The 9,140-nt window shown below is 53.6% G+C and carries 8 protein-coding genes and 1 tRNA gene; 6 read left to right on the top strand and 3 right to left on the bottom strand.

What is annotated here, in order from left to right; genetic code table 11:
• Positions 1-53 precede the first annotated feature (53 nt).
• Complete coding sequence (glnA, locus tag GSP01_RS11190) at positions 54-1,436, bottom strand: type I glutamate--ammonia ligase (protein WP_141353596.1); 1,383 nt, start codon at positions 1,434-1,436, stop codon at positions 54-56.
• 346 nt (positions 1,437-1,782) lie between these two features.
• Between glnA and GSP01_RS11195 the strand changes: the two genes are divergently transcribed.
• From GSP01_RS11195 to GSP01_RS11210, 4 genes are all read left to right on the top strand, one after another.
• Positions 1,783-2,484: an HAAS signaling domain-containing protein gene (locus GSP01_RS11195; RefSeq protein WP_141353598.1), complete on the top strand. Its 702-nt coding sequence runs from the start codon at positions 1,783-1,785 to the stop codon at positions 2,482-2,484.
• Positions 2,484-3,647, top strand: coding sequence for an aminotransferase (locus tag GSP01_RS11200; protein WP_141353600.1), 1,164 nt, complete (start codon positions 2,484-2,486; stop codon positions 3,645-3,647). Before GSP01_RS11195 ends, GSP01_RS11200 begins: the two co-directional genes overlap by 1 nt.
• 76 nt (positions 3,648-3,723) lie before the next feature.
• Positions 3,724-5,187: a metalloprotease TldD gene (tldD, locus tag GSP01_RS11205; protein ID WP_141353602.1), complete on the top strand. Its 1,464-nt coding sequence runs from the start codon at positions 3,724-3,726 to the stop codon at positions 5,185-5,187.
• 42 nt (positions 5,188-5,229) lie between these two features.
• A complete protein-coding gene (locus GSP01_RS11210) occupies positions 5,230-5,439 on the top strand; it encodes a hypothetical protein (protein WP_141353604.1) in 210 nt (69 codons plus the stop codon).
• A gap of 7 nt (positions 5,440-5,446) precedes the next feature.
• Here the strand turns inward: GSP01_RS11210 and GSP01_RS11215 are convergent, their stop codons facing one another.
• Positions 5,447-5,752, bottom strand: coding sequence for a YggT family protein (locus GSP01_RS11215; RefSeq protein ID WP_141353606.1), 306 nt, complete (start codon positions 5,750-5,752; stop codon positions 5,447-5,449).
• Between the two features lie 143 nt (positions 5,753-5,895).
• On the opposite strand from GSP01_RS11215, the gene GSP01_RS11220 reads away from it, so the two are divergent.
• Positions 5,896-5,971 (top strand) — tRNA-Ala (locus GSP01_RS11220).
• 414 nt (positions 5,972-6,385) lie between these two features.
• Complete coding sequence (locus GSP01_RS11225) at positions 6,386-8,893, top strand: glycosyltransferase family 2 protein (protein WP_141353608.1); 2,508 nt, start codon at positions 6,386-6,388, stop codon at positions 8,891-8,893.
• 28 nt (positions 8,894-8,921) lie between these two features.
• Here the strand turns inward: GSP01_RS11225 and GSP01_RS11230 are convergent.
• The coding region (locus GSP01_RS11230) for a transposase (protein WP_141353610.1) at positions 8,922-9,140 on the bottom strand (219 nt) is incomplete at its 5' end.

Consider the following 9,140-nt stretch of genomic DNA (forward strand, 5'->3'; position numbering starts at 1 on the left):
AAAAGCCCGGCACGAAGGCCGGGCTTTCCGTTGAGACGATGTTCTGACCCGGATCAGACCGAGTAGTACATCTCGAACTCTGCCGGATGCGGCGTGTGTTCGAACTTGTAAACTTCCGGCCACTTGATGTCGATGTAGCTTTCGATCTGGTCCTTGGTGAAGACGCCGCCTTCGAGAAGGAATGCGTGGTCTTCCTTAAGGGCTTCGAGAGCCTCACGGAGCGAACCGCAGACTGTCGGGATCTGAGCCAGTTCTTCCTTGGGCAGCTCGTACAGATCCTTGTCCATGGCATCGCCCGGGTGGATCTTGTTGCGGATGCCGTCGAGGCCGGCCATCAGCATGGCGGCGAATGCGAGATATGGGTTGGCGGTCGGGTCCGGGAAGCGGACTTCAACGCGCTTAGCCTTCGGGTTTGTCGCATGCGGGATACGACACGAAGCCGAACGGTTCGCAGCGGAATAGGCCAGAAGCACGGGGGCTTCGAAGCCCGGGATCAGGCGCTTGTAAGAGTTGGTGGACGGGTTCGTGAAGGCGTTCAGGGCCTTCGCGTGTTTGATGATGCCACCGATGTAGAATAGCGCGTCTTCAGAGAGGTCGGCATACTTGTCGCCAGCGAAAGTCGGCTTGCCGTCCTTCCAGATGGACTGGTGGACATGCATGCCCGAGCCGTTGTCGCCTGCGATCGGCTTCGGCATGAACGTGGCCGTCTTGCCGTAGGAATGGGCGACGTTGTGCACGCAGTACTTGTAGATCTGCATGAAGTCGGCTGACTTCACGAGCGTGTCGAACTTCGTGCCGAGCTCGTGCTGCGACTGTGCGACTTCGTGGTGATGCTTCTCGATCGGCAGACCCATTTCGCCCATCGTGGAGAGCATTTCGGCGCGCAGGTCGTTCTCGCTGTCCACGGGTGGGACCGGGAAGTAGCCACCCTTGACGACAGGGCGATGGCCCATGTTGCCTTCCGGATAGGCCTTAAGGGAAGAGCCGGGGCCTTCGATGCTGTCGAGCTGGTACATGCCGAAATTCGGGCCTGTGCCGAACTGCACGTTGTCGAAGATGAAGAACTCGGCTTCCGGACCGAAGAACGCCGTGTCACCGAAGCCGGCCTCCTTGAGGTAGGCTTCTGCGAGCTTGGCGGTTGAGCGCGGGTCGCGATTGTAGAAGTTGCCCGTCTTCGGATCGATGATGTCGCAGAACAGGATCAGCTGCGGCTTGGCGGAGAACGGGTCCATGACGGCCGTTTCCGGATCCGGAAGCAGGACCATGTCGGACTCGTTGATGGCCTTCCAGCCCTGGATCGAAGAGCCATCGAACATGAAGCCTTCAACGAAGGTATCGTCTTCGATGGTCGAAACCGTCTGGGTCGTGTGGTGCCACTTGCCCTTGGGGTCCGTAAAGCGCAGATCGACGAATTCCGCCGCGTGCTCCTGGATCATCTCGAAGACGCGGGCAACGGCCTGCGGGTTCGGGGCGGGCGGCTTGCCGGTTGCTGCGGGAGCAGTTTTGGGGGCTGCAGCCTTCGAGGTACGGCGCGCCGGAGCGGCCTTCGGTTTCGCGGTAGTGGAAGTGGGGGCTTTCTTGGCCATCGATCTGTCGCCTTGCATCGTGTAAACGGCTGCAAAACGATTAAGCGACAAATGCCCGTCTGTCGAGTATGGGAAATTACGCCATTCTGCGGATTTGTGATTGAATATTTCGGAAGCGAACCGGGCTTTTCCAGATCTGGTCCGGAACTTGCATGTAAAGAGAGCAGTGAGACTCTTTTTGGGAAATATCCTCTTGATGCCTGCTTCCTTATCTCCGGACGGCCTGAAAGACAGCGATCTGCTTTCCCTGCCGGTCGAACGCTACCTGCACGAATTCCGGGGCGGACTGCTCAGCCTGCCAGAGAGTGAGCGGGATGTGATTGTCGCTGAAGTGCGGGCTCAGGTCGCGGCGCAGGCCCGGCTGGGGGAAAGGGCGGCACTGGCCCTTCTAGAAAGGATGGGAAAGCCGGACAGGCTCGCCGCACGCTTTACGATCAGGCATGAGCTGTCCGTTGGTGTGCAGCAGTCGAATCCCTTTGGTCTGTTTTGGGTTCTTCTGCGGCTGGCTGCGGGGAGTCTGCTGGCGTTTGTTGGCGGATTTGTCGTGATCGCGCTTGGGCTAATGGGGCTTATGCTCGCGGCGATGCCCGTGCTGCGGCTCTATGTCCCGCAGGATCTTTTCATGGTGGACGACAACCCGTTTTCGATCACTGTCACGACGGATGGTGTGCCCAGGAATGGCATCCCGCTTTCCTGGGGATATGCGATCCTCTTTTGCGGGGGCTGGGGCAGCTTCTGTTGCGGGACATGCGCCGTAAAACGCAGGAGTTGGACTGAGGAGCAGGAAGACGGGATTTCCATTATGGAACGAAAGGGGAGTGCGAGAGGCTTTTCAGCTCTCCTTCAGCCTGCGATGGTGCAGGGCTTTTTGTTTTCCGTCAGTTCTGGAATCCGTTGATGAAAACGCCCAATCAGTATCTTGCGAGCCTTCCGACAACCATCTTCACGATTATGTCACAGCTTGCCGTGAAGCATGGGGCGATCAATCTCGGGCAGGGGTTTCCGGATACGGAAGGGCCGCAGGACATCATTCAGGTTGCGGAGGAGGCGCTGCGCGACGGGCGCAACCAGTATGCGCCGCTAACTGGCCTGCCGGAACTGCGTGAGGCTGTGGCGGCGTCTAATCGGCGTTTCTATGGGCTTGAGGTCGACCCTGCGACGGAAGTTGTCGTGACGTCTGGCGCGACGGAAGCTCTGGCAGCGTGTCTGATGGCGGTCGTGGAGCCGGGAGATGAGGTGGTGGTAATCGAGCCGCTTTATGACACCTATCTGCCGGCTCTGAAGCTTTTGGGGGCGGTGCCGCGCTGTGTGCGGCTTGCGCCGCCGCACTGGTCCGTGCCGGAGGCGGAGCTTCGGGCCGCGTTTGGTCCGAAGACCAAGGCGATCATGCTCAATTCACCGATGAACCCGTCCGGGAAGGTGTTTGTCCGCGAGGAGCTTGAGCTGATTGCGGAACTGGTCCGGGAACATGATGCCTATGCGATCTGTGACGAGGTTTACGAGCATCTGACGTTTCACGTGAAACACCTCCCGCTGATGACGCTGCCGGGGATGCGCGAGCGGTGCATGCGGATCGGGAGTGCGGGCAAGAGTTTCTCCCTGACGGGATGGAAGGTCGGCTATGTGACGGCACCGGCGGCGCTGGCCTCGGTGGTGGCGAAAGCGCATCAGGTGATGGTGTTTGCGACAGCTCCGAACCTTCAGCGGGCTGTGGCTTACGGGCTGAACAAAGATGACAGCTATTACCAAGGGCTGTCGACGCAGATGAAAACGCAGCGGGATCTGCTACGTGACGGGTTACACCGGCTGGGCTTCGAGACGCTGCCCGCGGATGGGAGCTATTTCATCGTTGCGGATATTTCTCGCCATGCAGCCGGGCGAAATGATGTGGAATTCGCGCGCTGGCTGGTGGAACATGCGGGGGTCGCGACGATCCCGGTTTCGGCTTTCTATGACCCGCAGGGGGATGCCGCACCGCAGAATCTGATTCGGTTCGCGTTTTGCAAAAAGCCAGAGATCCTGCAGGAGGCCTTGAAACGGCTGGAAAAGGCCCTTTCTTAAAAGCCCCGTGTTGTGATCCGCTCTGTGTTCAATCTGTCTGCCGGAAAAGCCGGTCTGTTCTGTCTGGAGATTTCTCATGTCTGTTGCAGCTGATGCTCTGGGCGCTCTTGCTACGACCGATGCCCTCTTTTTCGGCCGGCCTGATTCAAAGTTGACTCGTGACGATGCCCGGGCGCTCGTCAATCGGGGGCTTGATGGTGTGGATGACGGCGAGCTGTTCCTTGAATACCGGGAGAATGAAAGCATCAGCCTAGATGACGGGACGATCCGTTCGGCGAGCTTCAACACGTCTTCGGGGTTCGGGCTGCGGGCCGTTCTGGGAACGGAGACGGCTTTTGCGCATGCGGACGATATCAGCCGGAATGCTCTGGAGCGGGCTGTCAGTACGGTGGGTGCCGTGCGGCAGGGACGCAGCGGCATCATGGCGCCGGGACCCCAGGCGACGAACCAGCGGCTTTATGGCGATTCCCGCCCGCTTGAAGGAACGGATTTTGCAGCGCGTGCAGCAGTTCTGAGCGAGATCGATACCTATGCGCGGAGTCTGGATTCCCGGGTGGTGCAGGTCAGTGCTGTACTGAGTTCTGAATGGCAGGCCGTGCAGATCATGCGGCGCGCGGACTCCGGCGGCGATGTGGCGGATCTGCGTCCGTTGGTGCGGATGAATGTGTCCGTCGTTGTGGAAAAGGACGGTCAGCGCGAAAGCGGAAGCTGTGGTCTGGGGGGGCGCTATGAACTGGACCGGCTGCTGGCTCCAGAAACGTGGCGCGATGCAGTCGACCAGGCCCTGAAACAGGCCCTTATTACGCTGGAAGCTGCCCCGGCGCCCGCAGGAGAAATGGATGTGGTGCTTGGCCCGGGATGGCCGGGCATTCTGCTGCATGAGGCCGTCGGGCACGGGCTGGAGGGCGATTTCAACCGTAAGGGAACCTCGTCCTTTTCCGGGATGATCGGCAAACGTGTGGCGTCTTCAGGCGTGACTGTGGTCGATGATGGAACGCTTCCAGAGCGTCGCGGCTCGTTGAGTGTTGATGATGAGGGAACACCGACGTCTCGGACCGTTCTGATCGAGGACGGGATTTTGACCGGTTATCTTCAGGATCGGTTGAATGCCCGTCTGATGGGGACGAAATCCACCGGGAACGGACGCCGGGAGTCCTATGCTCACGCACCTATGCCGCGCATGACCAATACGCTCATGCTGGAAGGAAATGCGACCACCGATGAGATGATTCGTTCGATGAAGCGCGGGCTTTATGCCGTTAATTTCGGCGGCGGCCAGGTGGATATCACGTCGGGAAAATTCGTGTTTGCGGCTTCGGAAGCCTATCTGGTTGAGGATGGAAAAATTATCCGTCCGGTCAAGGGGGCTACGTTGATCGGCAATGGGGCGGATGCGATGAACCAGATCTCTATGATCGGGTCCGATGTGGCGCTGGATCCTGGCATTGGAACCTGTGGGAAGGCTGGTCAGGGCGTGCCGGTGGGTGTTGGGCAGCCGACCCTGAAGATTTCAGGTCTGACGGTGGGGGGAACGGCCTGATCTGGAAACGCCAGGTCGTTCGAGAGACGAAAGTTATTCGTGATGGGTCATAATTACGCCAAGCCCTTGACGGCTGAAGCTCGTATGGAGCGGGTTTTGTCCCGTCTGCCAGTGGACTGGGCTGTAAAAATGGAGCGTCAGCCGGGAACGGGATGGTCGGTTTGGATGCAGCGCTCGGATGAGACGCTGCATCAGGAGACGCGGGATACGTTGGTTGAAGCGCTAGAAGAGGTGTGGCGCGTCCTTAGATAGGCCGTTTTCAGAAGTTGTTATGCGTTGCGAGCATGAAGAAGATCCTGTTGACGGCCGGGTGGACCAGAAACTGGATCAGTAGCAGAACGACCATTGGCGCAAAATCCATGCCGCCCGTGTTGGGAAGGATGCTGCGGATCGGAGCCATGACAGGTTCTACGATCCGGGCCAGCGTGTTGAAAATGGAGTAGAAAAACCGGTTGCGGATATCCAGGATCCCGAAACCCAGCAGCATCGACAGGATGCAGTACGCCAGCAAAATCCATACAAAAGCCTGGATCAGCATCAGGATAATGGAATGCAGGGCAACCATATAAAAACCTCGTCGAATGTCGGAAAGAGTAGCCGAAAGGCCGATTGAGGAACGCTTGTAGTCATAGCGATAGCACAGAACAACGTCTTGCGTGCAGGGCTGCTTGACAGTCTGCGAGAAGAAGAGAACTATTGTTTTACCGTGGGGCTGTAGCTCAGATGGGAGAGCGCCTCGTTCGCAATGAGGAGGTCAGGGGTTCGATTCCCCTCAGCTCCACCAGGGTTTTCGTTTATCGTAAAATAAGGATAAGACTGAATTATTTCTCCTATAGTAGCGGAGATCAAAACCTGTATTTTCAGGGGATGTAGTCTCTTGAGAATGGGTGTGTTTTGGTTGGTCTGCTTTTGCGGATAATAGAATGCTCTACCAAAAACATAATCAATAGAAATAATATACTCACTTAAAGAAATATTTCACAATTCAATATATTAATGATATGAATTACCGCGAATAATACCCAAACCATAATATTTAATTAATATAATTACCTTCTTGAATATTATTTTATAGCGGCGTCTTTTCCTTTTTTATTTAAATTAGATAAATATCTCTATTTATAGAAAATTTCTCGCAGTATACTTTATTTTCAGCTAGGGATTATTTGAGTGATTTTTGTAAGGTGGATGTGTTAGAATGTCTAAAGCGGTAGAAAATCGAACAGCTTTAGTTCAGTTCCAAGGACATTTTGACGGTCTGGAAGATGGTGTCGTCCGAGGGTGGGCGACATGTAATTTGGAAAAATTTTCTCCTGTAAAAATTCATATAATCATTGATGGGCAGGAAGTCGGAATGGCGATTGCCGATTTGCCTCGTGCAGACATTCAGGCAATGCTTTCGCTACCGACCGCCAACCTGGGTTTCAGTTTCCAAATACCATCAAGTTACTTTAACGGTGAAAAACATACGCTGTCATTGCGTCTGGATGACCGTTCTGCTCTGCCACTTTTATCCGACGGTGTGACCTCGATCACATTTTCCGGCCATCTCAGGCCTTCTTATAAAAGTCATGTCGACGGCGTGAAACAGGGTGCACTTCGCGGTTGGGTGCTGCGCAAGTCGCGAGATGGTGAAGAGACCGGTGGTGTAGTGCTATCAATTCTCGTCGATGGTATTCGGATCGGACAGATACGCGCAAACCGTTATCGTGGGGATGTTGCTGCCGTCTTGGGGTGTGATCCCAATTGCGGGTTTGAGTTTCCTATCCCGCAGGCATTAAGAGGAAGTCGTCAGCATACAGTCAAAGTTTTGGCTCAGCCGGATGATATAGAGCTCGATGGTTGTCCAATAGTAACGTCTTTTGCGGATGATGCTTTTGAAAGCCGGATTATCGACGTTACCAACGAACTCGATGAAATTTACAGGCGCATGGCGAAGCTCCGGCAGGAGCTTCGTGATCTCGTTCCCAAACGTTCCTATACGTTGGGAGACTATGATCGATGGGCACGTAAATATTATACTCTTCTGGGAAAACGAATGGTTGAACAGCGCGTTTATGAAGAAAAAAATAGCGTATTCACGCCGCTTGTCTCAATTCTTTGCCCTGTCTATCGCCCGCTTGAAGGTGATTTCAAGGCAGCCGTCCAATCTGTTCTTGATCAGACTTATCAGAATTGGGAGCTTATCCTCGTTGACGATGCGGGTAAAAGTCACGAAATAACGAAAATCATCAATAATTTTACCAAAAGTGATTCACGCATCCAATGTATTACCCTGAAGAAGAATGTAGGGATTGCTGGCGCTACAAATGTAGCCATGGATGCTGCCAAAGGTCAGTATGTTGCCTTCTTTGATCATGATGATCTTTTGGTAGATGTCGCTATTGAAGTCATGGTTCGAGCGGCACGCGAAACCGGAGCCAAGCTTCTTTATTCGGATGAGGATAAAATCGATCAGGCTGGGTATTACCTGGAACCCAATCTTAAACCTGATTTCAACTATCGTTATCTTCTTGGTTGCAACTATATATGTCATTTAACGATGGTAGATGCTGCGACAATGCAGAAGATTGGGCATCTTAATTCCGATTATAACGGAGCGCAGGACCATGATTTCGTACTGAAAGCAACGGAAATCCTTAGTCCATCAGAAATTTTTCATGTGCCTGAAATTCTTTACCATTGGCGCAAAACCCCCAATTCCACAGCTGTGGATGTGAGCCAGAAAACTTACGCGATCAATGCCGGCGTAAAATGTGTGGCCGATCATCTCAAGCGGCAGAAAATCGCCTCCACGGTTTCGTCCATCCGCGGACTGACGCTTTATGGTGTAGAATGGACCTCGCGTACCCATCCGTCAGTAACTATTATCATTCCTTTTAAAGATCAGCTGGATACGACGCTTACCTGCGTCGAAAATATCCTCAAACATACAGTTTATAAGAACTACAATATTGTTTTAATCGATAATTGGTCGGTACGTGATGAGACGCTTGATTTTATCAAAAAAATTCAGAAGCATAAAAATGTTTCCGTTATAACGGTAGAAGAACCATTTAATTTTTCGCGACTGAACAATATCGCTGTAGCTCAGACTAGATCTGATTATGTCGTATTCATGAATAACGACGTGTTTGTGGAGGACCCAAAGTGGTTACAGCGCATGGTTGGAGAAGCTCAGGCATTTAAAGATGTCGGAGCTGTTGGTGCCAAACTGCTTTACCCTAATGATACGATTCAGCATGCCGGTGTAGTTGTGGGGCCGGCTGGTGTGGCAGCTCATGTGCATCGGGGTGATCCGCTATCAGAATATGGATATATTGGCCGCACGATGCTTTCGCACGAAGTAACAGCCGTTACGGCGGCGCTTATGCTGGTAAGACGTACTATTTTTGATGAGGTCGGCGGTTTCGATGAAGAAGCGTTGAAAGTCGCTTTCAATGATGTTGATCTATGTTTGAAAATTCGTCGGGCTGGATACCGTATTATCTTTTCTGCAGAGACGATTGCTTATCATCACGAGAGTCTGTCTCGTGGAACTGATGATAAGCCTGAACATGAAACGCGTTTTTTCTTGGAAACTCAGACTATGCTCGAACGCTGGAGTTCAGATCCGCTGTTTGAACGCGATCCATCTTATCCGCGCTATTTTACTGTTGACCAACAGACATTCTTTAATTTGGTCGATCCTGAAGAGCTTCCATAATTTCAGAAAATCATATTAGGCTCAGGACTCATAGCCAGAAGATGACGGTTGCGGCGAGGCAGACGGCTGAGAAGAAGGCGGTCGGGCATCTGTCGTAGCGTGTTGCGACCCGCCGCCAGTCCTTGAGCCTTCCGAACATAATCTCGATGCGATTGCGTCTTTTGTATTTCCGTTTGTCGTATTTGGTTGGCTTTCCGCGGGATCTCCGTCCTGGAATACGGGGCTTTATGTCTTTCTCTTCCAGAGC

Origin of the sequence: Gluconobacter sphaericus NBRC 12467 (assembly GCF_006539125.1) — a bacterium.
GTDB lineage: Bacteria > Pseudomonadota > Alphaproteobacteria > Acetobacterales > Acetobacteraceae > Gluconobacter > Gluconobacter sphaericus.